Annotated in this window: 37 protein-coding genes and 1 riboswitch; of the genes, 1 reads left to right on the top strand and 36 read right to left on the bottom strand. The window is 27.0% G+C overall.

The window, feature by feature from the left end:
• Nucleotides 1–29: 29 nt before the first annotated feature.
• From HBE96_RS23175 to HBE96_RS23085, 19 genes are all read right to left on the bottom strand, one after another.
• Nucleotides 30–470: a hypothetical protein gene (locus HBE96_RS23175; protein WP_169300067.1), complete on the bottom strand. Its 441-nt coding sequence runs from the start codon at nucleotides 468–470 to the stop codon at nucleotides 30–32.
• Entirely contained in the window at nucleotides 471–689 is a 219-nt protein-coding gene (locus HBE96_RS23170) for a hypothetical protein (protein ID WP_169300066.1), read from the bottom strand. It abuts the gene before it with no gap.
• 63 nt (nucleotides 690–752) lie between these two features.
• Entirely contained in the window at nucleotides 753–968 is a 216-nt protein-coding gene (locus HBE96_RS23165) for a hypothetical protein (RefSeq protein ID WP_169300065.1), read from the bottom strand.
• 24 nt (nucleotides 969–992) lie between these two features.
• Nucleotides 993–1,184, bottom strand: coding sequence for a hypothetical protein (locus HBE96_RS23160; protein ID WP_169300064.1), 192 nt, complete (start codon nucleotides 1,182–1,184; stop codon nucleotides 993–995).
• Nucleotides 1,185–1,238: 54 nt separating this feature from the next.
• Entirely contained in the window at nucleotides 1,239–1,601 is a 363-nt protein-coding gene (locus HBE96_RS23155; protein WP_169300063.1) for a hypothetical protein, read from the bottom strand.
• 176 nt (nucleotides 1,602–1,777) lie between these two features.
• Nucleotides 1,778–2,296, bottom strand: coding sequence for a GIY-YIG nuclease family protein (locus HBE96_RS23150; protein ID WP_169300062.1), 519 nt, complete (start codon nucleotides 2,294–2,296; stop codon nucleotides 1,778–1,780).
• A 33-nt stretch (nucleotides 2,297–2,329) separates the two neighbouring features.
• Nucleotides 2,330–2,572 carry a hypothetical protein gene (locus HBE96_RS23145; RefSeq protein WP_169300061.1) on the bottom strand — a complete coding sequence of 81 codons (243 nt, stop codon included), beginning with the start codon at nucleotides 2,570–2,572 and terminating at the stop codon, nucleotides 2,330–2,332.
• Between the two features lie 45 nt (nucleotides 2,573–2,617).
• A complete protein-coding gene (locus HBE96_RS23140) occupies nucleotides 2,618–3,340 on the bottom strand; it encodes a hypothetical protein (protein WP_169300060.1) in 723 nt (240 codons plus the stop codon).
• 73 nt (nucleotides 3,341–3,413) lie between these two features.
• Nucleotides 3,414–4,217, bottom strand: a complete 804-nt coding sequence (locus HBE96_RS23135; protein ID WP_169300059.1) for a Rha family transcriptional regulator — start codon at nucleotides 4,215–4,217, stop codon at nucleotides 3,414–3,416.
• A 293-nt stretch (nucleotides 4,218–4,510) separates the two neighbouring features.
• Nucleotides 4,511–4,819: a hypothetical protein gene (locus HBE96_RS23130; protein ID WP_169300058.1), complete on the bottom strand. Its 309-nt coding sequence runs from the start codon at nucleotides 4,817–4,819 to the stop codon at nucleotides 4,511–4,513.
• Nucleotides 4,820–5,237: 418 nt separating this feature from the next.
• A complete protein-coding gene (locus HBE96_RS23125; protein WP_169300057.1) occupies nucleotides 5,238–5,453 on the bottom strand; it encodes a hypothetical protein in 216 nt (71 codons plus the stop codon).
• 20 nt (nucleotides 5,454–5,473) lie between these two features.
• On the bottom strand, nucleotides 5,474–6,607 hold the full coding sequence (locus HBE96_RS23120; protein ID WP_169300056.1) for a hypothetical protein: 1,134 nt from the start codon (nucleotides 6,605–6,607) through the stop codon (nucleotides 5,474–5,476).
• 323 nt (nucleotides 6,608–6,930) lie between these two features.
• Entirely contained in the window at nucleotides 6,931–7,098 is a 168-nt protein-coding gene (locus HBE96_RS23115) for a hypothetical protein (RefSeq protein ID WP_169300055.1), read from the bottom strand.
• Nucleotides 7,099–7,173: 75 nt separating this feature from the next.
• Nucleotides 7,174–10,200 carry a hypothetical protein gene (locus tag HBE96_RS23110; protein ID WP_169300054.1) on the bottom strand — a complete coding sequence of 1,009 codons (3,027 nt, stop codon included), beginning with the start codon at nucleotides 10,198–10,200 and terminating at the stop codon, nucleotides 7,174–7,176.
• A 47-nt stretch (nucleotides 10,201–10,247) separates the two neighbouring features.
• On the bottom strand, nucleotides 10,248–10,529 hold the full coding sequence (locus tag HBE96_RS23105; protein ID WP_169299891.1) for a hypothetical protein: 282 nt from the start codon (nucleotides 10,527–10,529) through the stop codon (nucleotides 10,248–10,250).
• 94 nt (nucleotides 10,530–10,623) lie between these two features.
• Nucleotides 10,624–10,827: a hypothetical protein gene (locus HBE96_RS23100; protein WP_169300053.1), complete on the bottom strand. Its 204-nt coding sequence runs from the start codon at nucleotides 10,825–10,827 to the stop codon at nucleotides 10,624–10,626.
• Between the two features lie 307 nt (nucleotides 10,828–11,134).
• A complete protein-coding gene (locus HBE96_RS23095) occupies nucleotides 11,135–11,410 on the bottom strand; it encodes a hypothetical protein (protein ID WP_169300052.1) in 276 nt (91 codons plus the stop codon).
• Nucleotides 11,411–11,433: 23 nt separating this feature from the next.
• A complete protein-coding gene (locus tag HBE96_RS23090) occupies nucleotides 11,434–11,814 on the bottom strand; it encodes a hypothetical protein (RefSeq protein ID WP_169300051.1) in 381 nt (126 codons plus the stop codon).
• Nucleotides 11,815–11,932: 118 nt separating this feature from the next.
• The gene (locus HBE96_RS23085; protein ID WP_169300050.1) at nucleotides 11,933–12,310 is read right to left on the bottom strand and encodes a hypothetical protein; all 378 of its coding nucleotides are present in this window, start codon (nucleotides 12,308–12,310) and stop codon (nucleotides 11,933–11,935) included.
• A 287-nt stretch (nucleotides 12,311–12,597) separates the two neighbouring features.
• Here HBE96_RS23085 and HBE96_RS23080 point away from each other — a divergent pair, with 287 nt between their 5' ends.
• Nucleotides 12,598–12,828 (top strand): helix-turn-helix domain-containing protein, encoded by a 231-nt coding sequence (locus HBE96_RS23080; protein WP_169300049.1) that lies wholly within the window; start codon nucleotides 12,598–12,600, stop codon nucleotides 12,826–12,828.
• Between the two features lie 30 nt (nucleotides 12,829–12,858).
• On the opposite strand, the gene HBE96_RS23075 is transcribed toward HBE96_RS23080, so the two are convergent.
• The 17 genes from HBE96_RS23075 to HBE96_RS22995 form a co-directional block, all read right to left on the bottom strand.
• The gene (locus tag HBE96_RS23075) at nucleotides 12,859–13,233 is read right to left on the bottom strand and encodes a hypothetical protein (RefSeq protein WP_169300048.1); all 375 of its coding nucleotides are present in this window, start codon (nucleotides 13,231–13,233) and stop codon (nucleotides 12,859–12,861) included.
• Between the two features lie 39 nt (nucleotides 13,234–13,272).
• Entirely contained in the window at nucleotides 13,273–13,662 is a 390-nt protein-coding gene (locus HBE96_RS23070) for a hypothetical protein (RefSeq protein ID WP_169300047.1), read from the bottom strand.
• A 584-nt stretch (nucleotides 13,663–14,246) separates the two neighbouring features.
• Nucleotides 14,247–14,471, bottom strand: coding sequence for a hypothetical protein (locus tag HBE96_RS23065; RefSeq protein WP_169300046.1), 225 nt, complete (start codon nucleotides 14,469–14,471; stop codon nucleotides 14,247–14,249).
• 149 nt (nucleotides 14,472–14,620) lie between these two features.
• On the bottom strand, nucleotides 14,621–14,800 hold the full coding sequence (locus HBE96_RS23060; RefSeq protein WP_169300045.1) for a hypothetical protein: 180 nt from the start codon (nucleotides 14,798–14,800) through the stop codon (nucleotides 14,621–14,623).
• Nucleotides 14,801–14,850: 50 nt separating this feature from the next.
• Nucleotides 14,851–15,129 (bottom strand): hypothetical protein, encoded by a 279-nt coding sequence (locus tag HBE96_RS23055; protein WP_169300044.1) that lies wholly within the window; start codon nucleotides 15,127–15,129, stop codon nucleotides 14,851–14,853.
• 191 nt (nucleotides 15,130–15,320) lie between these two features.
• Complete coding sequence (locus HBE96_RS23050) at nucleotides 15,321–15,680, bottom strand: cyclic-phosphate processing receiver domain-containing protein (RefSeq protein ID WP_169300043.1); 360 nt, start codon at nucleotides 15,678–15,680, stop codon at nucleotides 15,321–15,323.
• A complete protein-coding gene (locus HBE96_RS23045) occupies nucleotides 15,661–16,029 on the bottom strand; it encodes a nucleotidyltransferase domain-containing protein (RefSeq protein ID WP_169300042.1) in 369 nt (122 codons plus the stop codon). Before HBE96_RS23045 ends, HBE96_RS23050 begins: the two co-directional genes overlap by 20 nt.
• The gene (locus tag HBE96_RS23040) at nucleotides 16,026–16,259 is read right to left on the bottom strand and encodes a hypothetical protein (protein WP_169300041.1); all 234 of its coding nucleotides are present in this window, start codon (nucleotides 16,257–16,259) and stop codon (nucleotides 16,026–16,028) included. Before HBE96_RS23040 ends, HBE96_RS23045 begins: the two co-directional genes overlap by 4 nt.
• 20 nt (nucleotides 16,260–16,279) lie before the next feature.
• Entirely contained in the window at nucleotides 16,280–16,804 is a 525-nt protein-coding gene (locus HBE96_RS23035; protein ID WP_169300040.1) for a hypothetical protein, read from the bottom strand.
• A gap of 13 nt (nucleotides 16,805–16,817) precedes the next feature.
• Entirely contained in the window at nucleotides 16,818–17,492 is a 675-nt protein-coding gene (locus HBE96_RS23030; RefSeq protein ID WP_169300039.1) for a metallophosphoesterase family protein, read from the bottom strand.
• Nucleotides 17,493–17,507: 15 nt separating this feature from the next.
• The gene (locus HBE96_RS23025; RefSeq protein WP_169300038.1) at nucleotides 17,508–17,684 is read right to left on the bottom strand and encodes a hypothetical protein; all 177 of its coding nucleotides are present in this window, start codon (nucleotides 17,682–17,684) and stop codon (nucleotides 17,508–17,510) included.
• A 586-nt stretch (nucleotides 17,685–18,270) separates the two neighbouring features.
• A complete protein-coding gene (locus HBE96_RS23020) occupies nucleotides 18,271–18,765 on the bottom strand; it encodes a helix-turn-helix domain-containing protein (protein ID WP_169300037.1) in 495 nt (164 codons plus the stop codon).
• Nucleotides 18,758–19,021 carry a hypothetical protein gene (locus tag HBE96_RS23015; protein ID WP_169300036.1) on the bottom strand — a complete coding sequence of 88 codons (264 nt, stop codon included), beginning with the start codon at nucleotides 19,019–19,021 and terminating at the stop codon, nucleotides 18,758–18,760. Before HBE96_RS23015 ends, HBE96_RS23020 begins: the two co-directional genes overlap by 8 nt.
• Nucleotides 19,021–19,989 carry a tyrosine-type recombinase/integrase gene (locus HBE96_RS23010; protein WP_169300035.1) on the bottom strand — a complete coding sequence of 323 codons (969 nt, stop codon included), beginning with the start codon at nucleotides 19,987–19,989 and terminating at the stop codon, nucleotides 19,021–19,023. Before HBE96_RS23010 ends, HBE96_RS23015 begins: the two co-directional genes overlap by 1 nt.
• A gap of 128 nt (nucleotides 19,990–20,117) precedes the next feature.
• The gene (gene guaA, locus HBE96_RS23005) at nucleotides 20,118–21,650 is read right to left on the bottom strand and encodes a glutamine-hydrolyzing GMP synthase (RefSeq protein ID WP_169300034.1); all 1,533 of its coding nucleotides are present in this window, start codon (nucleotides 21,648–21,650) and stop codon (nucleotides 20,118–20,120) included.
• Between the two features lie 77 nt (nucleotides 21,651–21,727).
• Nucleotides 21,728–23,182, bottom strand: a complete 1,455-nt coding sequence (gene guaB / locus HBE96_RS23000) for an IMP dehydrogenase (RefSeq protein ID WP_169300033.1) — start codon at nucleotides 23,180–23,182, stop codon at nucleotides 21,728–21,730.
• A gap of 118 nt (nucleotides 23,183–23,300) precedes the next feature.
• Nucleotides 23,301–23,398, bottom strand: a riboswitch (purine riboswitch).
• Between the two features lie 154 nt (nucleotides 23,399–23,552).
• On the bottom strand, nucleotides 23,553–24,299 hold the full coding sequence (locus HBE96_RS22995; RefSeq protein ID WP_169300032.1) for a prepilin peptidase: 747 nt from the start codon (nucleotides 24,297–24,299) through the stop codon (nucleotides 23,553–23,555).
• Nucleotides 24,300–24,491: the final 192 nt, after the last annotated feature.

The following is a 24,491-nucleotide window of genomic DNA, read 5'->3' as shown; positions in this document are numbered from 1 at the left end:
TTCTCTAATCAATAACAATTATCAATTATTTAATAATACTCATCCTCAAACTTTCTAATCAAATCACTTAAAGCTTTCTGTATATTTTCCTTATCCTTATTACTCTTATCCATCATCTTATGAACTCTAATATGATTCTCTTGAGTCAGTCCAATAATATTATTACTATCTACTCTCTTATTCCAATCCTCTTTAATTGGAATACAATGATGGTATGTTTCAGCTTGTACAATGTTACCCTTAGACCATTCCACTAAATCTAATCCTAATTGATGTGCAATTACACTATCTCTACACCTCAACCAACTATTACTACTATAAAACTTCTGTCTTTCCTTCTCTTCCTTATCCTTCATTCTTCTACGTTTATAATCTAAATAACTCTTTCTTTTCTTATCTTGTTCACATTGGCATAGAGTACCTTCTAATACTTTCTTTCCACACTCTGTACACTTTCTGTAAATTGGCATTTAATATCCTTTAAGCTCTATTACATTTTCTAGGCTAAAAGAATGCTGCTTAAACTTTTTACCACTTATAAAATATTTTGTAATACTTTTGTTTCCTATAGTTTCAGTAAATGTTGTATTGTAAAATTCTATATATTCGCTGGTTAACTGCATTCCATCAGCTTCAAAAAATATATTTTGAATTTGATTATTAACCTTAATTTTTAGAAATCCCTTCATTAATCAACCTCCAAATTTATAGCAAAATAAAAAGAGTACCTTTTCAGATACTCTAAATTAATTTTATATACTTCTTGATAAGTAGTCATGATAAAATTTAAATGCTTTACTAACATCTTCTCCAAAAAATTCAAAAGATTTAATAATTATCTTATTTTCATCTAAAATTATCAACTTACAATGTTTATTATTATTGAAATTTAATCCTTCTTCATAATCCATTTTGGTTTTTGAAGATATTAATTTAACTATTTCCTGAACCTTTTCATCAAAACTCATAATTCAATCATCCTATTCTTATTTTTATTCTTTCATAAATTTATCAAAAATTATATCTATATCTTTACCTTTTATTTGAATTTTTTTCTCTTCATTTTCTTTTTTTAAAGTGACAACTCCACCGTTTTTGCCTGGAACAGCGTAAATATCTTTTTCAACTTCCATAATTTTATACCCTTGTTTAAATAGTTCTTTAATTTCTTTTAAATCTCCCATAGACAACATCTCCCTTCATAATATTACCATTCTTCACTTATATCCGAATTCCTTCTATTTTTCCAATTTTTCTAATATATTGTCACAAATTTCATCTACTCTATTTAGACATTCTTCTCTTTTCTTCCATATAAATTTAAACTCTCTATCATTAAAAATTATATCTTGAGCCTTTTTAACCTTATAAGACTTAACAAGGTTTTTGAGTTCAAATATACATTTATTATATATGGGCAAATTTACATATATCTTCTTATTTCCAGCAACACAATCATTATAATTTTTTATTATTTTCTGTATTTCTTCTTTGTCTTTATGTGCAAACATATATCTACCATTTTTATCTACTATGCTTGGTAAATACCCTGTTTCATAATAAATATATCCTGCCTTATTCAAGCTTTCCATTAAGATCATTTATTCACAACACCTTTCTTAAATTTAAATTAGATATAAGAAATCAAAGAAATGAACACCTCCATGAAAATATTCCTTGATTTCTATCTTTTTTATGTATATAATCTAACTACCGTAATAAATTGAACTGTATTGGTGTACAGTTTGTTGGCTACTTTTATTAGTAGTCTTATTTTTTATATTTGAACACTTGCCCATCTTTCTCCATACCTAATATTTCTTATATGTGTAAGAGAGACACTGTACAATTCAGCTAATTCTTCATCTTTATATGTATTATTCTTTTGATACATTTTAATTTCTTTTACCTTTTTAGCATTTAATTTTACAGCATGTCCATTGTTTTCTCCAGTTTGTGCTGTTTTCATTTTACTTGTATCTTTTACAGTTTTGCTTGCTCCACCATGCTTTTGTTTATTAATTAATGTCCAACCATCGATTTTATCAACGTATTTAATCCAAAAATCTTCTCTTTCTTTTATTTCATTTTTATTACATTCTTCTAAAATTGTATATTTAATTCTTTTGCAATCTAAGTTATAAGCATTTTGTAATTCTTTATATATATGTTTGTTATTTTTCAAGAACGCTGCATGATTACTCCATCTCTTCGCAATATCCTTACTTTGTCCCACATATATGTTACCTGTTGACACATCTTCTACTCCGTATATTCCTACTACCTTCATTTTCATTATTAAAATTCCACCTTTCATTAATTAATTTAATTAGACTAAGCCTTTAACAATCTCTTCCATAGGATGATTAGCTATACATAAAGATTTTGTTAATTCTTTAAAATCTTTGTGTATTATGTCTTTAGCATCTTCTAACGTGTTATCTTTTCCAAGATGGGTTATCTTAATGCACGTAGCAATAACTGCAAGAGCTATTTGACCTTTTATGTCTCGATCTGACTTTACTATAGCTAATTGACTTTTTAAATCATTTATTTTTTTATTTTCTTCCATTTATAAATTCCTCCTAAAATTTTTTTATTATAAAAAAGCTGAATGTTAACACACAGCTTCTTCTAATTTTTGTATCATTTTTATTTTAAAAAATAACTCTCTAAATACTTCATCATTTCTACTAAAACTATCAACATCAGCATCAGCTTTATAACTTTTGAAATTACCAGCATAATCAATAATAATCTTATTTTCTTCTGTAAAGAGTTCAACATCATTAACATTAAATTTTTCAAATTTCTCTTTGCAATATGTACTTATATCTTTTACCTTCCAACCTTTAACAAGTTCATTTAAGCAGTTATATAAATCCCTAACAACTTCTTTATATTCTTCTACTTCTCTCTTATAAATTAAATCTTGCTTATATCTTTCTGCAATTTCACTATTTATTTTATTAACTCTGTCGGTGTTTCCCCTATCCAGCCATAATGTAATACTTTTTGCTTTAGTCTTATATGTATTTGCAGTCCTTCTAATATAATTACTCCTGTAGTTAATTTCTGTCTCATACAAATAGTTAATAATAATCTTCAAAATAGTTTTAATATTGATATTTTCTATATACTCTATTCCAACATAAAAGCTATAAAACACTTCATTGCAATCATCATGAACTACAAATTTTATATTATTTTTAACTAAGCTTAATTTATATGCATAGCATCCGTTTTCCCATTCCCACTCTTCGCGATCATTAATAGTATCCTCTATTAATTTTAAGTTTACCTTTAATTCATCTCTCAATTTTTTAGTTAACTTTTTCATATCATCAATCACCTTTCATAATTTAATTTTACATACCGTTGAGTTATTTCTAGCAAGTGAAAAACAGGCAACTTTAAATCGCCTGTTTTGAATATGTACGTTTTAATTGATTAATTTCTTTGCCAGTAGATATGTTTTTAGAAGTTTCTATTTCACTTTCCAGCACTCTAGCTTTATCACCAATTATTGCATTTATATTACAATCCTTCAGTGTCATAATTGGTCTTATTTTATCTAGCTTACTTACAATAATTCCTTTAATATGATTAATATATAAATCATCACCTCTATAACCATACTTTACAGTATTTTGATGTGGCACATATCTATCTTTTACATATAAATTTCTATGTACCTCAACAATTTTATCTACAACTTGAACTATATTAGTATAATCACACTCCAATAATATTTTTTCAATATTATTAATAGCATATTTAATTCTATCAGCTTCGTATTGTCTTTTCTCTAAATCTTCATCACTTGTGGCAATGTTATATAATTCTTTATTGTCAGAATTAAATTGTTTATTTTCATCTTCCAACTTATTTATGTATTCAATAGTCTTATATCTTACTAAAGTAGACTCACTATTAAGCATTTGAAGCATACCATCTCTAGTTAGTTCAAAACAAGGTTGTTTTTTTCCTTGTTCATCAGAATAATAGGCCTGCGAAAAATTTCGCTCACCTTCTAAACCTAATTCTTTCAATGTTTTTACTTCTTTTTTAATTTTAGCCATGAAATCATTGTGTCTTAGTTTTGCTTTTCCATCTTCTAATTCTCTAAACTGATTAATAATATCTACCAGTTTTGTAGATTTAATCTTTAATCCTCTCTCACTTATTTTTGTTAATACATTAATACTTGTTGCCATATGCAACACCTCCACTTTTATATTTTTGAGTAATAATCTCTTATATACTCTAATCAGATTCCACATATTTTTGAACATAATAAAAGGCACTAACAATTAAGTTAATGCCCTCTATATACTCAAAAATATTGGGATGTGGAGTCCCATTACAATATATAAATTCTTCTTCATATTTAATTATGGAAGTGTTATAATAGATTTAAAGGTTGGAGACTCTTCCAAGTCTCCTTCCTCTATGGAACTAAGAACGCTTTTGTTTGGATGCATCGGCGTTCTTTTGTTTTTTTCAAATCCTAAATTGTCCTAACAAATTCAACATACTTTATATCCTTGTTCACTATAATAAAACCCTGACCCCATGTACCACCATATTCAGAATTAATGCTATATAAACAATCATATTCAATGAATTTTTTTAGTTCTTCAATTATTTCTAAATCTCCAGTATGGTCATTATTCTTGAATTCATCACTTGTAATAGCTTTTTCCCAGGCTTCTACTTCATCTTTTACGGTTGTAATCCTATTGTCCATCAATTCCATACCTAAACTTTCAATTATGTACTCATTAAGCTTTTCCAATTTACTTTCTAAGTTTTCCATTAAAAACACACCTTTCATATTTTTATTTTAAATATTTTAAAAAAACTATTGACATATAATTAAGCCAGTGATAGAATATACTTGACGATAAGGATATTTTATGAGAACATAGGCTTTTTTTATAAAGTTTTAATAAAAAAAATAATAATGTGGGTTACTTCTCATCCACCCACTATTTTCTCTGTCTTATAAGTATTAGATATTATTACTCATAACTTAGTTTTAAATCTATTCAGATTAGAGAAATAAATACTTCAAAACATCCCTCTCCATAATAAGTGAAAATGCTATTTGCTTAAGCATTGATATTACATGGTTTTAAAAACCTCTTATAAAAAAGTCGTGCAATTTTGTGCATAAATAAAAAACAGGGTAATTTAAACACCCCGTTTGAACCGACCTGTTTTATATGTATTCTTTAACGTGTCGCAGATAACGACACCTCGTATTTCACGACCCCATGTTTTTCGTTTCGAAACGATTTAGATTCTTTTGCAACTATATCTCTAGTTTTACCTTGTTCTAAAGGTGGTAATGTTTCCACATCTAGACCTAAATTTTGAGAACCTACTAATGCTTGTCTTTCTTTAGCTTTGACTTTTTGAATTTCTTCTAATTGACTAGCCCATTGCATTCGTTAAAGTGGAAAATATATTAGAATGGATTAACAGTATAATCCTTTGTAAACATACTATCAAATGCTTTTCTTTTTTGTTTATCTTGCTCATTAAGATATTGTGATAATGGATCTTCTTTCAAAACTTCATCTTCCCAAGTATTATTATGTTCCTCAATATCAATATCTTCTTCAGTATCAAATTTTTCCTCTTGCTGCTCATATTCCTTGTCAATCTGTTCTTGTGTTTTCTTTGTTTCTGTAACTGTACTGGAATCATCACTTTCTGTGACTATCTTATTATTATCATTAGATTTTTGTTCTTGTAATTTTTTAATTTGCTCCTGTAATTCTGCTAATTGGTTTGTATCTAAGTTATCTAAATCTAGTTTCTTTTGTGTTATATTAATCTTTTGAGTTATACTTCTTCTATTATTACTCTTAGCTTTTTGTTCTTTAGTTATTTGGATTAATCCTTGACTATTTACTTCATTTTTCAATTGACTATTAAAATTAACATCATCTCCATACCACCCAAAAAATGTAGTACAATAATGTTTTTCTTCTGTAACAAAGCTATTATTGTATTGTACTATTTTAAGTTTATCTTGTAATATTTTATTATATCTTTGTATTGTTTCACTTTTAACTATAATGGCTTTTGCAGATGTTTGAGTTAACCAACCAAAATCAGCTTGACTATTAAGAACTCTGCATATAGCAATAAAATATCTTGTTATATCAAATTTACTGATATTACTTTTAGTATCTGCTAAATACTTAAATATTTTATCTAAATTATAATCATTTACTTTAAAATATGTTTCGGGTACATCTAAGCTATATGTAAAGAAAGTATCATTTTTTAAATCTTCTAATTTTATTTCTTCATCATGCAATCCTGTCCAATTATATAGAATTTTATTATCTAATAGATTTGTTATACCTTCTCTTATTTTAAGAATAATTTTATCATTTTTTTTATTTACCATAAGATATTCTCTTATAAGATTAATACTACTTGTACCTATATTTCGTGCTACATTAAAGGTCTTTTGCAATAAACAATATACTGTTAAACCTTCATTGGTTATTTTATTATTAATATACCAACTATTATCTACTTTTAAATATATTTTCTTATCATTCATTTCTTTTACATTTATACTCATACTTATCATCCTTTCAACTTAAAAAAATTTAATTATTGTTCTAACCAATCTATCCAAAAAATATATGTATGTGTGTTGTATGGTAAGGAACGAAAGTTCCGCACCATTATTCTCTTTTTATATATTATTTTCTCTTTATCCTATTTTCTTTTTATGCACTCCATTATTACGGAAAATAGACGTAACATAGTTTAGGTGCTTAGTAAAATAGACGTAATATAGTCATAATATGTGTCTTTCTTACGTACATTTTACTAAGCAGGTATACTGTCTTTCTTACGTCTATTAGACGTAACATAGTTATGTATAATTTACTAAACATATTAATGTTTCCTGTTACACCATAATTGATATACTTCTTTCGTTTCTTCATCAGTAAAAGTATAAAATATTCGGTCTGTACTAGGATTTACTTCAGGAGGTTTTATTGGTAATACTCCATTTTGTATATAAAAATAAGCTTGAAATGGGTTGTATATATATCTTTTCATTAATTATCATCCTTTCTTATATTAGTTAGTTAAGGATGACAGGTAATTAAATTACCTGTCAAACCTTAATATGTGCTATAACTTTTTATACTTGACTCCATAAATTTCTATATCTCCATCTTTAGACCTGTATATAGTAGTAGTTGCATTAGGCTTAACTATAAAGCAACTTAGAAATTGAACAGAATCTATATTATGTAGATGCCTTAGTATTAATCTTCCTATTCTTTTATATGTTATATATTCTTCATTATCTATAACAAATTTGTTCTTAAGTAATTCTATAGAATCTTTTATTTCTTCTTTACTCACACCAGATTTTTTTGTATCTTTTAGTTTTTGATTAAGGATTTTTCTATTATCTTCTAATATTGCAGTTGCTTTATCTAGTCGTTTAATTATTGCATAAACTGTTATACTAGTTAGTTCTATTCCTTCTTCTATTTTCTGCTTATATTCATCCTTAATTTCCTTATATTTTTTATATTTTTCTTCATCAGATTTTTGAGCATTTTCTTCGCTTTTAGTAAATACTGCTTTTATCTTTTCACGTTCTTTTTCTACTAGATTAATAAATCGTTGTATTTTCTTCCTATTAGCTTTATTTATTTTTTGTTTAACAAGTATATTTTTAAGAGGAATTGTTTTGTCATTTTCAGCTTTTCTATCATTACCTTTATTCATTATTTTTACTAAATAATCCATACCAGTATCATATTTATTAAATTTATATTTTTTTCCACCATTTAAAAATTTGAAAAAATAAGGTCTTATTCCTACTTCTTTTTCTTCCCATTCTTTAGTTTCTTTGTTATATATCTTAGTTTCTTCTCTACCTAAATAACCTTTTTGACGAATTTTATCCATCTCGGTTTTAGCAGTAATAGGACTTTCTTTCTTAGCAGAATCTATTATTATACAACTTAACACATTAAGGTTGGATATATCTTTATAGAGTTCTAATAATCCCTCTTCTAAATCTTCTTTTGTTAATATTCCTTTTTTTATTTCTTTTTCTCCCTTATATTTTCTATCCCAATAAACTGAATTTAACATTTGAACTAAATTTATACATTCTCCAATTTTGCCTTCTGCACATTTTATATCTGTATCACACAAATTTTCTGGAGTATAACTTCTATCTATAGAAGATTTTGTTGTGAAATCCGTAGATACTAAAAATCTTTTAACTAACTTTCCATTTACTGTTATTTTATCTTCTTCTAGTTGTTTGCATTTTTGTGTTAGTAATTTAGAATTAGTTATTAAACAAGCATCCCCGTCAAAATCTAAAGAGCTTAGTTGTTCCATTATGTTCCAGCCAATTGAACTAATAACTATTACATTATCTGTAAAGTTAAAATATGTATCAAATTCTTTGCAATATGTGTTTTCCATAACTGTTACATTGCTCATAGTTGGTTGAGGACTTCTTACAGCCAATATATCCTCACCTTCAGTATATTTTTTGCAGTAGCATTGTTGAGGTTGTAATGTTTCGCTAACATTTTTGTATTTACCAACTGAAGCTAATAAGTATTCATATGGATTAGAAATTACAGTTGCATAAGTACCATTTATTAATACATGTCCTTTTTTAACATTCTTTTTATAGTTAGTTATAATTTCTTCTCTAAATTTCTTGCAAATAGGAGTATTTATAAAATCTTCGTTTATCTTTAACATATTTAGTATAAATTCACTATCTGATTTAAAATCATCTAATTCTGTAGTATCAAAATTTTCATCAGAATTTATAAGAATTTCCTTAAGAGTTCCATCTACTAATAGGCCTAAGTGTAGTTTAAATACAGTTACATCATTTTTTAATAATTTAATATATTCAATAGTTGGTTTTAAAAATTGTTCCATCTCTTTATAAGACATTCCAAGTGTGTTTAATAATTGATAATGTGTAGATGCCATTTCATTAAAATTATGGTGTTGTCCTTTATCTGTTTTACATATACCCCAAGTATCATCAGCAATTTTGCACCAATCTTCAAAGGTTTTATTAAATTTAAGATATTTAATAGAAGATTTTGTTGTTATTAATTTAATATCTTCAATTTTTTTTGCTAATGTTTTACCTTTTAATTGGCTTATATCTGTAATACCATGTTCTTTGAAAAATGCTTGTATATCTGTATTTATACCTGTTCCCTTATAATGTCTGTTTCTTATTTGCATTACTGCTTTATCTTCTAATCCTGTATCTAAAAATATAGATTTATCTAATAGAGCTTCTCCATCTGTTATTTTATTAGTAATTTTTGTTTCTAAAATATCAGTTTTTAAATCACCTTTTACTATTTTTCCATTTTCATTTTTTATAATATTTGTTAATTCTGTACCCATAACCGTATCTGTAAAAGTTGATGTAATATCATCGATAAACAAAACATTTTTAGGTGACATTTGAAATGTATCGGTTATCGAACTAGCAATTAAGGAAATATAGGCTTCTATTGACGGTAAATCTAAATCATTCTTATCTTTATACTCTAGTCCAGCCATAGCATATGTAATTATGTCTTTATAATAGTCTTTATTTACAAAGTTGATTTTCCCATCTCTGGCACTTCCAGAGGATCTGTATAATCTTACATAAGTAATCTCTTTATCATTAACATTTAATGTAAAACCATCTTTGTATAATTTTTGCCTTAACTCTTGCGTAGATAATTCACTACTTTTTTTATGTTCTTTAAGATTTGCTATTTCATCTTTTTTAGTTTGTATAATAGGAGTATTAGTCTTATTCTTCTTAATACCTCTTAACTCTTTATACAATTCAGATATTTTAGTCTTAGTCTCCTGCAAATCTTCACTTTCGTAACTGTAATCAAAATTGACGGTAATTATGTTATTGCTATATAACCTATTTTTATTCTTATTATATTTAACAAATTTTTTATGATTTTTCTGTAGATATATTGTTAGTAGACTATAATCCATGCTGCCACGATACTTACGAAACACCCTCTTTTTAGCTTTATATAATTCATCTATGTCTTTCTTAGAAGTTTTATCTACTATATATCCCCCATTTATAACATCTTTTGCTTGTACATTTAAAATCATCACATTTTTATTTTCCATATAAATAATTCCACCTTTCGATTTTTATTTGATATTTTGATATAAATTTAATTATGTTGAGTAAGCTTAGTTAAATCTGTTAATAATTCTGGAGTTTTTTCAAAAATAAATACTGAAAATCCAGTTTTATTTCTATTAGGTTCTGTATAGAGAAAGTTATGTTTCTTACTAGCTATTAACTCTAGTGCTATTGCTCGTTTAAATATTTTTTTAGTTTCCATTTCTATTACCTCCTTCCCGATATTTTTGAATAAAAAATCAATTTCATCAAAAACACTTTCATACCCTTTTTTAAAATTTTTAGCTTCATTAGTTTTTTTCTTTGCCATACTTCCCTATCTCCCTTCATATTTTCAGTGATTAATCTCTAGTTTTACCTTTTTCAGCTTATGGCCCAATGACCACAAGGTGAGTCCTAAATTCTTACAATGGTATTTCATCTTTTCCTAACTCACCTTTTCCAATTTGTATTGAAATGCATATATCTCTAAATTCTTTACTTTTAGCAATACATTTATCTACTAATTCATTAGTTTTACCTTGTCCAATTTCTTCTTTAATACTTTTAAGTTCTACTCTTAATTCCTCCAATTTAGCTTCCATTTCTTTTACATTTTTATTTTCCATATAAATAATTCCACCTTTCATTTAAGGTCACAGAGAGTGACCCCAATCATTTAAATTTAAATAAGACTATTGACATTTTTAATTTTTGTGATATAATTTAGTACATAAACAAGAATTTACTTCTTCCTCCCTTCGTGGTTGTGATTAAGTTTTAAATTGTTGGTTACAATATTGAATGATATAAAATTAATATAAATTTGTTGTACAGAGAACAAGTGCGATTTGTCCTCTGTATTAAGCAGTAATAAATACGTCATAATCTTATATTACTACTATTTGGAATTTAAGTCAAGTAGTTTATTTGCGTTTACGAAACTAATTTCAAATTGCTTATTAATACAATCTCCCATCCTTCATCTTCACCACAAACTTCTATAACCCCATCACTTGTTTGGTACACTCCTACCGAAACATCACCCATCAAACACATATAATCTTGTACATCCTCAAATGTCGCTAAACTTTGCTTATAAACTGTAGTATTTAAGTCTTGTACCATTTCATCAATTTCACTTTTTAAAGCCAAGCCATACATCCCATTTGTTAATCCGAAATTATATAATTTTTGAACTTTTTTATTCATAATATATTCCTCCTCAAATTTAATTATATTTTTCCTTTAGCTTTTGGATAATAATATCTGTGTTTCAATTCATAAATTCTTTTTCTTATAACATTCATTACATTTTTATATTGCATTTTTTCAGGAGCTTTTTTAAAATTATCAGCCACTCTCCAAACTTCAAGGACATCCTTGGCTTTTCTTCTAATTTCTCGAACCTTCTTTAATTCTATTATAATTAACCATGCATGATACATTCCCTTAATATTATTTAGTTCTATCTCATGCAACAGATCAATTGTTTTTAAATCGCATTCTTTTATAATATGATTCAATCGATTCTTTTCATTTAAATTATTTTGTATTATGTTGTTAACATATTTTGGAATATACTCTTTTGTTGTGTGTTCTAGTGCCAAACACATAAATTTTACCTCCCCCTATTTGATTTCCACAAAAATTATGTTATAATATTACTTGCGAGGTAGTACTTAACATTTATCTTATTGGATGTGTTAGGTGCTTTTTTATTTAAATAAATTATTATTCCCAAAAATTAGCTATCTTTCTTAAAACAACATATGCTTGGGTATTACTCAATTTTGTTATTTTATCTATAACATCTGCTGATACAATCTCACTGTCTACTACACTATCATATAAAAATTTTTTAGCTGGTATTTCACCTGTATATACAATATTTTCAGATGCGTTACATAATTGATTCATTTCATCGTTATTGAATACACTTACTAATTCTTTTTCTGCAATATCTACTAAATTATTATAATCATTTAATATTCTGTGAATAGCTATTGTTATATCAACCTTATTATTTTCATCAAAACTTTCTGTTTTAAATGGATAATTTTTTATAACCTCCTCTTGTTCTTTTTTTAATACTATTGTTACTTCTTTCATATTCCCATCCTCCAAATATTTAATTATTAAGGTAGCCACCCTTTGAGCATTTGGGTTAACCCAAACGCTAAGGCTATAAATTACATTATTAGAAAATTTTGTTTTAATTGTGTTTGTTTTCTATAATCTTATTATATATCCGGAGATATAATAAGTCAAGATTAATAATTAAATTCTTGAATAATTTTAAATATGTAGTAAAAATAACTATATATAGTATTGACACATATTGTATTTAAAGGTATAATACTTGTATAGATATAATTAATGAAAGAGGTAATGATTAAATGATTAAATGTAATTTAAATAAAATATTAGAAGATAAAAAAGTTAGTAAATATAAATTAGCTAAAAATACTGGTATAGCTTATAATGCAATTAAAAAACTTGGTGCTGGAGATACTATTTCAATTACATTTGAAAATTTAACTAAGATATGCAATGAATTAGATATAACTGTTGGAGAACTTTTAGAGAATGTTAAAGATACAGATAATGAAGAAAAGGCAGAGGATTAGTTAATGATCCTACTGCCTTTTTATTAATACTTAATTACTTTTATTAATAAAGAAATTTTCTTTTAAATGTTTTATATTAACTGCATTAATCAAAACTTTATATATCTTTTTATTATCTTCCGCAACAATAATGCAAAATTTTATAGTAGAAATAATGTTTCCAATTATGATATCATCATCATTCTCTATATTAAACATACAAAAACGTAAATCGTAAATACTTTTTAATATTTTTTCCATAGAAAAATCATCAAATAAATATGTATAATCATATGTAATTTTACATGTATCAGTATCTTTTCCTTTTGTTTCTTCTTTTATAATTTTAATAAAATCATTAAATACTATTAAATCTAATTCGTTTGGACTTGTTTGAAAAAACTCAAGTTCAAAGTCATTTTCCATTTATACATTCTCCATTCTTTATCTTCATTTCATTTTATCTTACATTTCCTTATTTAAATCTATAACAATTATACTTTTATCATTTTTATCTAAACTTACACTATACTTACTGGTTCTAGGTATACCTCTTTGTCCAAATAATTCTACTATTAATGGACGTGAATTTATGTCAGCTCCATTGACATGATCGTTCTTAGATTTTCGTATGAGAAAAGAAAAACTCGTTTCATTACTTTCCTTAATAAATTTTAGTCCTATAGACTTTAAATTTTTTGAATCATCATTCTTTACAATTTGAATATATCTGTATTCTTCAATATCTATTAACTTACAAGCATCAGTATTTAAAGATACTCTATTATTAGCTATAGTCGCAAAAGCTTCACCTCTTCTTCTTCTATTTCTAATATCAACTACTTTCCATCCCATTTTTTGTACCTCCATCTTTAGTAATATTTTAAATAATTGCTTTTTTAGGTTTATTTCGACAAATATCTGTATTTATTTTATTACACATATTGTATTTTGTCAATATATTAAAATAAAACCATTTTTTATAATAATTTTATATTATTTTTATTGTTTAATTAACATTTTATCAATATTTTATATTATTATTTCTTCTTGTTTTTGTTAAGTTTACAACCTTAGTGTTTTCAACGTCCCCTTTAAAGGTGACCCCTTTTTTTACAAGTAGATAAAAATATTACATCCTACAGAAGGGAAAAGAGTTTACCACTTCAAAGGGGAAAACCTCTAATATCAACGGTTGTCCGTAATGGATAATTATATTTAATTAAGATAGTTTTATATTATTTCATTCTTAAATAAAATAATAATATTATTAAATATATCTAATATACCTATATATATTAGGTTTTCTTTAAAGGAAGGCATTATATATAGTAATATTTAGTTTAAAAGAAAGGTGGTCGGTTTGATCAACTATCATAAAATTTAAGTTTTCGCTTTTAAAAGCGTAAAATATGTCACCATTTTTATATTATTATTTCTTATAAGTCAAATATTTTTATAAATTTTATATTATTCTTTAATGCTGCAATTTTTGCTCTTGTATACGTACGCCCTGCTCCTAATTTTATCTTATTCGCTATAATATCTCTAGTTGAACCTTTTTCTAGTTGTGGAACTGTGTCCATAACTAGACCTAAATTTTTAGAACCAGAAATTGCTTGTCTTTCACTTGCTTTTTTTCTTTCTAACTCTTCCCATAACAAACCTTCTTGTACTTTTTTAGTTGCTGTTTTTTAGTTAATTTATATTATTATTATTTTAAACTATATTTCTTTATATAAATAAAAAAGAATAGGCACACTTTACCTATTCATTCAAAGTAATTTTTATAATTGATTTACCTCTGCGTTTACTATAGTTTTCTTACTATTAGATATGTCTTTACCTTAACTATAGCCCATGCTGCTGTTATGGCTAATATTGCTATTTGTATAATCTTTAAATGTCTAAAATCTACAGTAGTTGACCATAAAACCATTGTTATGATATAAAATATGTCAGTAATTAGATTTAAATTTTTGTTGATTTTCATAATAGCCCACCTCTCCTATAACATACCTATTTACAAGAAATGCTTACATTTTAATTATAATCCAAATAATTATTAATACAAACATCTATACTTAATTGTTTTTCATCTAATTGTTTTATCAATTCTTCAGAACCATTTTCATATATGTATTTAGCTTTATCATATTGCTTACCTGAACCAAAACCTGATTCTTTTGCTACTATATCTCTAGTTTTACCTTGTTCCCGAGGTGGTAATGTTTCCACATCGGAGTTTTGAATTAAATTAGCTTGACTTCTTTCTTTAGCTTTAACTTTTTGAATTTCTTCTAATTGACTAGCCCATTGCATTCTTTCAGTATAAGTAAATTCTTTTCTATTTTCATTTTCTGATATAATGTTTTTTAGTTAATTTATATTATTATTGTTTATATCCTACAGTAGCTTTTAAAGCACCAGTTTCTTTCTAATTCTTTAATACATTTTGCCAATAAAAAATAGACCACATATATTAAAATTAATCAATATACAAGTCTATATTACTATTCTTCAGAATACTTATTTTTAACAAATGGACAGTTATAAATATCAGAATCTATGAATCCTCTTCTCCTTGCCCCTAGTAAAGTTTCATACATGTTTATCCTTCCAGGTGGGTTATCAGTGTGAATATACACTTTACTAGCTCTTAACCCATTCTCACACATATACTTTACCAGATCATATCCTGTTGGAAGTAAATTTCCATTCTCATCTTCGCCAAGGTCATGATCCAAAGAGAGAATATTTATATCATAGTTTTCTAAGTAATATATTGCTTCTTCTACGGTTCTAGCAATTACAAAATCTTCAGGACAATCCCTCAGGTCATCTAAATATAAATTAACTGTTTTCTTTTGCATATATTTTGACACCTTCCCTTTCTATATTTTGTAAAAAAGGAAGTATTTCTAATTTTCTCTTATATTCTTGAACACTTTGTAAATATATAGACAATACAACATCATATTCTAATGATATGTCAACCATAGTATCTGTTACCATATCTTCATATAATTTCAAATTTTGCTGTTCATCATTAGCTAAAACTAAAATATCTATATCAGATTCATTAGTGTAATCATTTCTTGCATAAGAGCCATATAATATAATATCTTGTAATTTATTATCTAATAGATTTATTAACTTTTTTTCAGTAATTTCCAAAACATTTATTGCTTTTGGATCTTTTAAAAAACTAAAATTTTTCACCATGAATACCTCTTAACCAATTGAATTACTAATTGTTCATTTTTTGTGCTATAAACAAATTGTTCTTCCTTGCAATTCCTAAATTCTTTCATTGCTTCTTCTCCATCTGTCATAGCTTTTATAAAAGCCAATTCATCAACATATTTTTTATCATCAATGATATGTGATTCGATTATTTGAAACTTCACAAATTGGTTAGGATATAATTTTCTTACTTCTTCCCACTTCATTGTAAATACCTCAGTTTTAATTATTTATAATTCTTTAATGCTTCCTCCCACATTGCTTTAGGTGCTAGTTTAATTACTGCTTCTATTCCAACATTTACCATTAATAAAGAAATTAGTTTACATGTTGTTATCTTATCGCCAAATACGTAACCATTATAGTATTCGAATTTTTCCGGCGTATACCTGTCATAATCTTCCAAATTCAACTTTTGACCTTTTATAGTTGGTGTTAATTTAGTAATAGGCTCTTTGCTGTTTAATATAAATTCCCATCTTGCTTCATCACTATATTCACGTTTTCCTTCTAAGCATTCTAGCAAATAAAGCAACTCAGAATCTGTTGTAGTACAGTATTCATAATCTAATACATTAAGTGCAAAATGAGAATATGTTAGTAATTTATCTTGTAATTCTAAAATAGAACCAAGCGAAATTTGCTTTCTCATTAACTTTGCTGCTGTATTTCTATCTATTTTATTTTCTAAAAGTTGTGCCAATAATTCTACAAAATTTTGTTTTATACTTTTAATATCCATATTTTCCATTATAATACCCCTTTCATATGTTCATTATTTTTTCAAAAAGTAATGTATGTTTCTCATCTATCTCTATATCATCATGAAAATGTCCAAAATACCAATGTTTATATTTTAAATCTCTTTGCAACATACTAAAGAAACTATTAAGTGGATTATTTTCTTTAACCCAACATATTTGTTCCATTAATTCTGTGGATGCAGTATGAGTAATGACATAATCAACTTCCCAATTATTCTTATATAAATTGTCTAATGCTTCTTCATACTCTTCTTTACAGGGAAGCTCTTCCTTCCACCATGACTTTCCTTCTACTCTATTGTATTTATCAATGCTTTCAGCTCCACCAAATGTAAAGAACTTTTTACCTTCAATATTAAATACTTGCCCTCGCATTAGATGAATTATACTATCATTGATAAAGTGTACTTTACCACCGTTCCATTCTTTAACTTCATATTTATTAAGCAAGTCAAAATTTTCATGGTTGCCATCCACAAACAAGGTTGTGAAGCTTTTATCCTGTAACCACTTTCTCCAATATAACTCTTCCTTAGAATTACTCCATACCCCTCCAAAATCACCTGTGATTATTATAGAATCATTTTTAGAGAGTTCCACCTGTTCTTTAAAATTACATTCATCTAATTTTTTTATATCATTTGGGATATGCGTATCCCCTGTAATATATATCATAATAAATTAAAAACCTCACATCTTTTCAGCTTTATATAAATCACACCATTTTGCTTCTTCCTTACAAGTTAGTTTACAATTTCCACGTCTTGTACAATGTAAATCAGGATTTTTATATTTGCTTTTAGAATTAACTTTAATATATATACAATTAGTACATACTTTATCTATTGTAGTATTATTTTCATTCATTATAATCACCTGTCTATATTTTTTCTTCTTAATTTATCCTTTTAAATGAAACTATTATAATGTTAACTAAAATTATACAGGATTATATAAAATAAATAAATCATTACAGGTTTATATTAAGTATGATTAATTCTTTACTTGTATTTCTTTGTATATAACCACTGACGTAACTTATAAATTATATAAGTCTTATAAAAAATATCAGTAATGTCGTATTAATAAAATTGCAAACAAATATTCTGTGAATATTGTGGATAAATTATAATAACTTATAAAATTCGAAAAAAATAAGCTATTTCTACTAAATAATCTATCCTTTAAATTTAAGGTACAGCATAAATTACTTAATACAAATAGCTTTTGACGAGTTGTAATTAATTTTGGATATGACAAATAAACCTTGTTTTTAAAGTTAAAAAAAAGTATGAGAAATATACCTTAATTTTTAAGATTTTTTTGATTAGTGTATTTATAAATCTTTAAAAATAAGTTATAATAATATTAGTGTTAAGCATATTTAATCTTAATGTGCTTGTGAGAACTTAATGGTCGCTATCCATTAGGTTCTTTTACTTTTAAGTCAAATTTATTCTAATAACTCTTCTGAGTTATATTCTTTATATCCTAAAAGCATATCTTCTAAATTTTGAAAATTATAAGGTCTCATTTCAAAATTGTTGAATAAGCTCTCTTTTTTAGCTGAAGGATAAGCATTACCCTTTTTAGAATTTATTTTTTCTCTAACTTTCTTTACAGTTTCAACTACTTTTTTGCCAGCATTTCTCATCTGCTTTGCAACTATAACTGTGATATTTGATATTGAACCTCGTCTTTTACATTGGATATATAAAAATTTTTTTAATGTTTTTATTGCCCTCTGCACCGTTCTAAGGCTCTTATTTATGGCTTTGGCAATAGTTAACTGTCCAACAGTGGTTTCATATTTCTCAGCGTAACAAGCACTACATAGAACAGCATACACAGTCTTTTCGGTAGAAGTTAAACGAGTATCATAAAGATAAGCATTTTCTATATATGTGCTACCTTTTGAGTTGGCTTCTATAAACTTATTACTACTCATTAGATGCCACCTCCCTTGATGTCATAGCTAAATACATATCTTCTTCTAAAGTAAAGTATTCTACAGTTATACTGTTGCTATATTGCAATCCCTTGTAAATTCTAAATCTAGGTATATCAACACTTGGTATCTTAACTATAACTATATACATTTCTAAAGATTCAGAAGTAGTTTCATGTTTTTGAAAAATAATTTGTGCTGGATTATCACATAGTTCATTCATTTTTTCATATACTTCTTTTGGGAGGTTCAACATTATCGTCTACCCCCTTTTTTAAAATTGCTTTCTTTTTTATTTAATTTTGGAGCAATACTATCTATAACTTCAACCATGCTAGACATTCTTGCATTATAATAATGATTTAATTGTTTAAAACTTGAGTGACCTGTAATATTTTTTAATATAAGTAGAGATACATTTTTTTCAACCGAACGAGTAATAAAAGTATGCCTATATATGTGAATTCCAGTTTTTTCAATACCTCTTTCTCGACAATACTTAACAATTCCTTTTTGTAAAGAAGTTCGACTTAATATATCTCCATATACAGTAGGAAATAAATATTCTTCTCCTGTACCTTTTCTCAAATTTAAGTAATCTTCCAAAACTTTATATAAAGAACTACTTATTGGCAAATATCTTGCACGCTTATTTTTAGTGTAATTACATGTTATTACTCTATCTATCATATTTATATTATTAACCTTTAAATTTCTTAGTTCACTTGCCCTTAATCCTGTACTAGCTAATAGCCAAATACAAGTGTATACTCTAACACTTACAAAATCTTTATTTTTAGGAGGCTGTAATAATATATCAAGTTCTTCTTCTGTAAGAATCTCTTTAAGTTCTTCTTGTACTTTGACATACGGAATGTTAAAATCTTGTGAAATGTATCCCTTTTTTACACAGTACTTTAATATTGGAGATATATTTTGCAAATAACTATTTATTGTTGTACCTTTTATACCTTTGCTTTGTAAATAAAGTACGTATGATTCCACCATTTTAGCATCTAAGCCACTACAAGTTTTGTTCTTTCCTAAAAATTCACAAAAATATTTATTATGATGACGATAAGTGTTTATAGTATCCTCAGCTAATCCTTTAAGTTTAGCAATAGCAATATATTCCTCAAATGCTTCTTTATATGTTTTTTTAACAATTTGATTTCCATTTTTGAATAATTGTTGTCCTTTCGATATACCTTTTTTCAATTTCATGACCACCCTTATTTTTTATTGAAAAACATCAAAAAAGTGCCTATGAATTGCTACCTTAATAGCATATTTCATAAACACTTTTAATTAACTTGTTTTATTGATATATCTAGGGTCTAAGCATATCACCATTATTCCCACTCAATAGTAGCAGGTGGTTTTGAAGTTACGTCATAAACAATTCTGTTTACTCCATGAACTTCATTAACAATTCTTCTTGAAACTATATCTAAAACTTCATAAGGTATTCTAGCCCATTCTGAAGTCATTGCATCAGAAGATGTTACTGCTCTTAAAGCTATTGTATGGCAATAAGTTCTCTCATCTCCCATAACTCCTACTGAACGTATATTAGGTAAACATGCAAAGTACTGCCATATACTTTCATCAAGTTTAGCATTAGCTATTTCTTCTCTGAAAATAGCATCTGCTTCTCTTGTTATTTCTAATTTTTCTTCTGTTATTTCTCCAAGAACCCTTATTGCAAGTCCAGGTCCTGGGAAAGGCTGTCTCCAAACTAATTTATGAGGAATTCCAAGTTCTTCTCCAACAGCTCTTACTTCGTCCTTAAATAGTTCTCTTAAAGGCTCTATTAGTTTAAATTGCATATCTTCTGGAAGTCCACCAACATTGTGATGACTCTTTATTGTAGCTGAAGTATTAGTTCCGCTTTCAACTACATCTGGATATATAGTTCCTTGAACAAGGAAACTTATTTCTCCAAGCTTATTTGCTTCTTCTTCAAATACTCTTATAAACTCTTCGCCTATAATCTTTCTCTTTCTTTCGGGGTCACTTACACCTTTAAGTTTTCCTAAAAATCTATCCTTAGCATTTACTCTTATTAAATTCATGTCAAATTGCTTTTTAAATATTGTTTCAACCTGATCACCTTCATCTTTTCTAAGAAGACCATGATCTACAAATATACATGTAAGTTGTTTTCCAATAGCTTTATGTACAAGCACAGCTGCAACAGATGAATCTACTCCACCAGATAAAGCACATATAACCTTCTTGTCTCCAACTTTCTCTTTTATAGCTTTAATTTGCTCTTCCGCAAAAGAACTCATTGACCAATCTCCCTTTAAATTACAAACTTTAAATAGGAAATTTGAAAACATCTTTTTACCAAAAGGAGTATGCTCTACTTCTGGGTGAAATTGAACTCCATATATTTTCTTCTCAGTGTTTTCCATAGCTGCTACAGGACATTGGCTTGTAGTACCTATTACATTAAATCCTTCTGGAGCATGAGATACATAATCTGTATGGCTCATCCAACAACTTTGTTCTTCATCCATTCCATCAAATAATGCAGATTTACTATTTAGTTTTACATTTGCTTTTCCATATTCCCTTACATCTGGGCTTTCAACTTTTCCACCTAATGTATATGCTATAAGCTGTTCTCCATAACATATTCCAAGTACAGGAACTCCTAAGTTGAATATTTCTTTATCTATTCTTGGAGCACCTTCACCGTAAACACTATTAGGTCCACCTGTAAAAATTATTCCCTTAGGATTTTTTTCTTTTATTTTGTCTATTGTATATGTATAAGGAATTATCTCACAATAAACATTATTTTCTCTTACTCTTCTAGCTATTGTTTGATTATACTGACCACCAAAGTCAACTACAAGGACTAATTCTCTTTGCATAATTACCTCCAAATATTTTAATTAAAGTTAAGAAAGTATTTATATATTTCTTAACTTTAATTCTAAACTATTAAATCTTATTGATTAACACTATAATTTGGCGCTTCTTTAGTTATTGATATATCATGTGGATGACTTTCTCTAAGTCCTGCTGATGTCTGTACTACAAATGTAGCACTTTCATCTAATTCTACTAAAGTTTTAGATCCCAAGTATCCCATTCCTGAACGAATTCCACCTACAAGTTGGAATATAGTATCTGCTACATATCCCTTATAAGGAACTCTTCCTTCAACACCTTCTGGAACTAATTTCTTATTTCCTTCTTGGAAATATCTATCTTTACTTCCACAAGCCATAGCAGCTAATGATCCCATTCCTCTATATACTTTATAGCTTCTTCCTTGATATATTTCAGTTTCTCCTGGTGCTTCATCACATCCAGCAAGCATTGATCCCATCATAGCAACTTTTGCTCCAGCTGCTAATGCTTTTACTACATCTCCTGAATATTTTATACCGCCGTCTGCAATAACCGGAATTCCATATTTCTTTGCTTCCTCTGCACAATCCATTACTGCAGTAAGCTGAGGTACTCCAACACCAGCTACAACTCTTGTAGTACATATAGAACCAGGTCCTATACCAACTTTCACACAATCTGCTCCTGCAAGAATAAGATCTCTTGTTGCTTCTGCTGTTGCAACATTTCCTGCAATAACTTGAAGTTCAGGATAGTTTTCCTTTATTAGTTTAACAGCATCCATAACTCCTTTAGAATGTCCGTGAGCTGTATCTAAATTTACAACGTCTACTCCAACTTTAACTAAAGCTGCAACACGTTCTAACATATCAGATGTAACTCCTACGGATGCTCCACATAAAAGTCTTCCTCTTTGATCCTTTGCACTATTAGGGAATTTCTTAACTTTCTCAATATCTTTTATAGTTATAAGTCCTCTTAAATTATTGTCCTTATCTACTAACGGAAGTTTTTCTATTCTATGATTTTTTAGTAATTCCTTTGCTTCTTCTATAGTAGTATCTTCTGGAGCAGTTATTAGCTTTTCTTTCGTCATTACTTCACTTATTTTTCTAGAATAATCTGTTTCAAATACAATATCCCTATTTGTTATTATTCCTACAAGCTTTCCACCTACAGTAATTGGAACACCTGATATTCTATATTTGCTCATAAGAGCTAATGCATCATTTATATTGTTATCTGGTGAAAGAGAAAATGGATCAGTTATTACACCATTCTCCTGTCTTTTGACTCTATCCACTTCAATAGCCTGTTCTTCTATGCTCATGTTTTTATGTATAATACCTATTCCGCCTTCTCTTGCCATAGCTATAGCCATTTTAGAGTTAGTTACAGTATCCATTCCAGCACTCATAAGTGGTATATTTAGTTTTATTTTTTTAGTTAAATTAGTAGCTAAAGAAACCTCTCTTGGCAATACCTCTGATTTATTTGGAACTAAAAGTACATCATCAAAAGTATATGCTTGTTTTAAAATTCTTCCCATTTTAAATCAACTCCCTTTTTTATTATAAACAATAATTAATAAACATATCATTAAATATTTTTAGATTTTTTGTAAAAAAAAACACATTAAATCACCAAAGAGTGAAATTAATATGTTTATACACAATAACCTCACCCATAGTCGGAAATTTACGGCTTCCGGTAGATACTCCCTGCCATATTCAGGGGATATATGAGTCGAATGAAACTTTTATTTCATATGTTAATGAAGGTTGCAACTTATTCATTTATATTATTTAAACTATTTACATTATTTTATTCAATTTTTATACCTTTGTCAATTACTTTATTTCAAAACTATACTATTTAAAACTATATATATACGTTTTCATATTAAAATTCTACAAAATTCATAAAGTAAAATATAAAAATAATATTTTATTTCCAAGGAAAACTGTAAAAATTGATGCAATAGCAATGAATGGTCCAAATGGAATGTAATCCTTTCTAGACTTCTTTTTTAGAAGCATTAGTATTAAACTTATAATAGATCCGAATAGAAATGAAAGAAATAACATAACTATAGTAAATTTTATTCCTAGAAATAACCCACTAAAAAAACAAATTTCAGCATCTCCCCACCCCATACTTTTGGTAATTATGATTATTAATGAAATTACTCCTCCTCCTATTGCTCCACCACATATGTAATTCATCACGCTTGGATTACCTTCACATATTAAAAATATAATAGCAAAAATATCTGCCGTTATTATAGTACTAGTATATATATATGTTGTATATAGATCAATACATGCTATAACGATTAACAATGATATGAATGTAATATACTTTACAGTATATAAATGAGTTCCATACTTTAAATACACTAACAAAAATAGCACTCCTGTTAAGGCTTCTACAACAATATAATGTATAGGTATTTTTTCTCCACAGTCTCTACACTTACCTTTTAAAAAAATATAACTTAAAATTGGAATTAAATCACAATACTTTATGTCTTTTCTACAATTAGTGCAATGAGAAGGTGGAAAAACAATAGATTCACCTCTAGGTATTCTATATATGCAAACATTTAAAAAACTACCTATTAAAATCCCTAATATAAACATAAATAAACCTATAAAACAATTCATTTTTATCCTCTCTTTTACCTAAAAATTCTTTAATTCTATCCAATGTCTGCTTATCATAACACTTCACTTCTTTCAGAAATCAGAGATACTAAGACTCTTAATCTTCAATAATTTAGGAGTTCTTATGATTTACACAACCCTGAATAATTCATATTTGCTTTACTTCCTTTTTATTGTTCCAGTCTAAAATTA

The sequence above is a fragment of the Clostridium muellerianum genome, from assembly GCF_012926525.1.
Classification (GTDB): Bacteria; Bacillota; Clostridia; order Clostridiales; family Clostridiaceae; genus Clostridium_AM; species Clostridium_AM muellerianum.
This window is presented reverse-complemented; position numbering and strand designations above follow the sequence as displayed.

Excerpts from the sequence above, each read along its gene's own strand:
- HBE96_RS23085 (WP_169300050.1), bottom strand. The coding sequence starts at position 12,310 with ATGAAAGAAGTAACAATAGTATTAAAAAAAGAACAAGAGGAGGTTATA.
- HBE96_RS23020 (WP_169300037.1), bottom strand. The coding sequence starts at position 18,765 with ATGAGTAGTAATAAGTTTATAGAAGCCAACTCAAAAGGTAGCACATAT.
- HBE96_RS23030 (WP_169300039.1), bottom strand. The coding sequence starts at position 17,492 with ATGATATATATTACAGGGGATACGCATATCCCAAATGATATAAAAAAA.
- HBE96_RS23120 (WP_169300056.1), bottom strand. The coding sequence starts at position 6,607 with ATGAGTATAAATGTAAAAGAAATGAATGATAAGAAAATATATTTAAAA.
- HBE96_RS23150 (WP_169300062.1), bottom strand. The coding sequence starts at position 2,296 with ATGAAAATGAAGGTAGTAGGAATATACGGAGTAGAAGATGTGTCAACA.
- HBE96_RS23105 (WP_169299891.1), bottom strand. The coding sequence starts at position 10,529 with ATGGCAAAGAAAAAAACTAATGAAGCTAAAAATTTTAAAAAAGGGTAT.
- HBE96_RS23040 (WP_169300041.1), bottom strand. The coding sequence starts at position 16,259 with ATGAAGTGGGAAGAAGTAAGAAAATTATATCCTAACCAATTTGTGAAG.
- HBE96_RS23015 (WP_169300036.1), bottom strand. The coding sequence starts at position 19,021 with ATGTTGAACCTCCCAAAAGAAGTATATGAAAAAATGAATGAACTATGT.
- HBE96_RS23075 (WP_169300048.1), bottom strand. The coding sequence starts at position 13,233 with ATGGAAAATGACTTTGAACTTGAGTTTTTTCAAACAAGTCCAAACGAA.
- HBE96_RS23125 (WP_169300057.1), bottom strand. The coding sequence starts at position 5,453 with ATGCAATGGGCTAGTCAATTAGAAGAAATTCAAAAAGTCAAAGCTAAA.
- HBE96_RS23170 (WP_169300066.1), bottom strand. The coding sequence starts at position 689 with ATGAAGGGATTTCTAAAAATTAAGGTTAATAATCAAATTCAAAATATA.
- HBE96_RS23135 (WP_169300059.1), bottom strand. The coding sequence starts at position 4,217 with ATGGCAACAAGTATTAATGTATTAACAAAAATAAGTGAGAGAGGATTA.
- HBE96_RS23165 (WP_169300065.1), bottom strand. The coding sequence starts at position 968 with ATGAGTTTTGATGAAAAGGTTCAGGAAATAGTTAAATTAATATCTTCA.
- HBE96_RS23100 (WP_169300053.1), bottom strand. The coding sequence starts at position 10,827 with ATGGAAAATAAAAATGTAAAAGAAATGGAAGCTAAATTGGAGGAATTA.
- HBE96_RS23055 (WP_169300044.1), bottom strand. The coding sequence starts at position 15,129 with ATGCAATGGGCTAGTCAATTAGAAGAAATTCAAAAAGTTAAAGCTAAA.
- HBE96_RS22995 (WP_169300032.1), bottom strand. The coding sequence starts at position 24,299 with ATGAATTGTTTTATAGGTTTATTTATGTTTATATTAGGGATTTTAATA.
- HBE96_RS23160 (WP_169300064.1), bottom strand. The coding sequence starts at position 1,184 with ATGGGAGATTTAAAAGAAATTAAAGAACTATTTAAACAAGGGTATAAA.
- HBE96_RS23095 (WP_169300052.1), bottom strand. The coding sequence starts at position 11,410 with ATGAATAAAAAAGTTCAAAAATTATATAATTTCGGATTAACAAATGGG.
- HBE96_RS23050 (WP_169300043.1), bottom strand. The coding sequence starts at position 15,680 with ATGCAAAAGAAAACAGTTAATTTATATTTAGATGACCTGAGGGATTGT.
- HBE96_RS23140 (WP_169300060.1), bottom strand. The coding sequence starts at position 3,340 with ATGAAAAAGTTAACTAAAAAATTGAGAGATGAATTAAAGGTAAACTTA.
- HBE96_RS23035 (WP_169300040.1), bottom strand. The coding sequence starts at position 16,804 with ATGGAAAATATGGATATTAAAAGTATAAAACAAAATTTTGTAGAATTA.
- guaA (WP_169300034.1), bottom strand. The coding sequence starts at position 21,650 with ATGCAAAGAGAATTAGTCCTTGTAGTTGACTTTGGTGGTCAGTATAAT.
- HBE96_RS23010 (WP_169300035.1), bottom strand. The coding sequence starts at position 19,989 with ATGAAATTGAAAAAAGGTATATCGAAAGGACAACAATTATTCAAAAAT.
- HBE96_RS23090 (WP_169300051.1), bottom strand. The coding sequence starts at position 11,814 with ATGTGTTTGGCACTAGAACACACAACAAAAGAGTATATTCCAAAATAT.
- HBE96_RS23060 (WP_169300045.1), bottom strand. The coding sequence starts at position 14,800 with ATGAAAATCAACAAAAATTTAAATCTAATTACTGACATATTTTATATC.
- HBE96_RS23080 (WP_169300049.1), top strand. The coding sequence starts at position 12,598 with ATGATTAAATGTAATTTAAATAAAATATTAGAAGATAAAAAAGTTAGT.
- guaB (WP_169300033.1), bottom strand. The coding sequence starts at position 23,182 with ATGGGAAGAATTTTAAAACAAGCATATACTTTTGATGATGTACTTTTA.
- HBE96_RS23145 (WP_169300061.1), bottom strand. The coding sequence starts at position 2,572 with ATGGAAGAAAATAAAAAAATAAATGATTTAAAAAGTCAATTAGCTATA.
- HBE96_RS23130 (WP_169300058.1), bottom strand. The coding sequence starts at position 4,819 with ATGGAAAACTTAGAAAGTAAATTGGAAAAGCTTAATGAGTACATAATT.
- HBE96_RS23025 (WP_169300038.1), bottom strand. The coding sequence starts at position 17,684 with ATGAATGAAAATAATACTACAATAGATAAAGTATGTACTAATTGTATA.
- HBE96_RS23175 (WP_169300067.1), bottom strand. The coding sequence starts at position 470 with ATGCCAATTTACAGAAAGTGTACAGAGTGTGGAAAGAAAGTATTAGAA.
- HBE96_RS23115 (WP_169300055.1), bottom strand. The coding sequence starts at position 7,098 with ATGAAAAGATATATATACAACCCATTTCAAGCTTATTTTTATATACAA.
- HBE96_RS23070 (WP_169300047.1), bottom strand. The coding sequence starts at position 13,662 with ATGGGATGGAAAGTAGTTGATATTAGAAATAGAAGAAGAAGAGGTGAA.
- HBE96_RS23110 (WP_169300054.1), bottom strand. The coding sequence starts at position 10,200 with ATGGAAAATAAAAATGTGATGATTTTAAATGTACAAGCAAAAGATGTT.
- HBE96_RS23155 (WP_169300063.1), bottom strand. The coding sequence starts at position 1,601 with ATGATCTTAATGGAAAGCTTGAATAAGGCAGGATATATTTATTATGAA.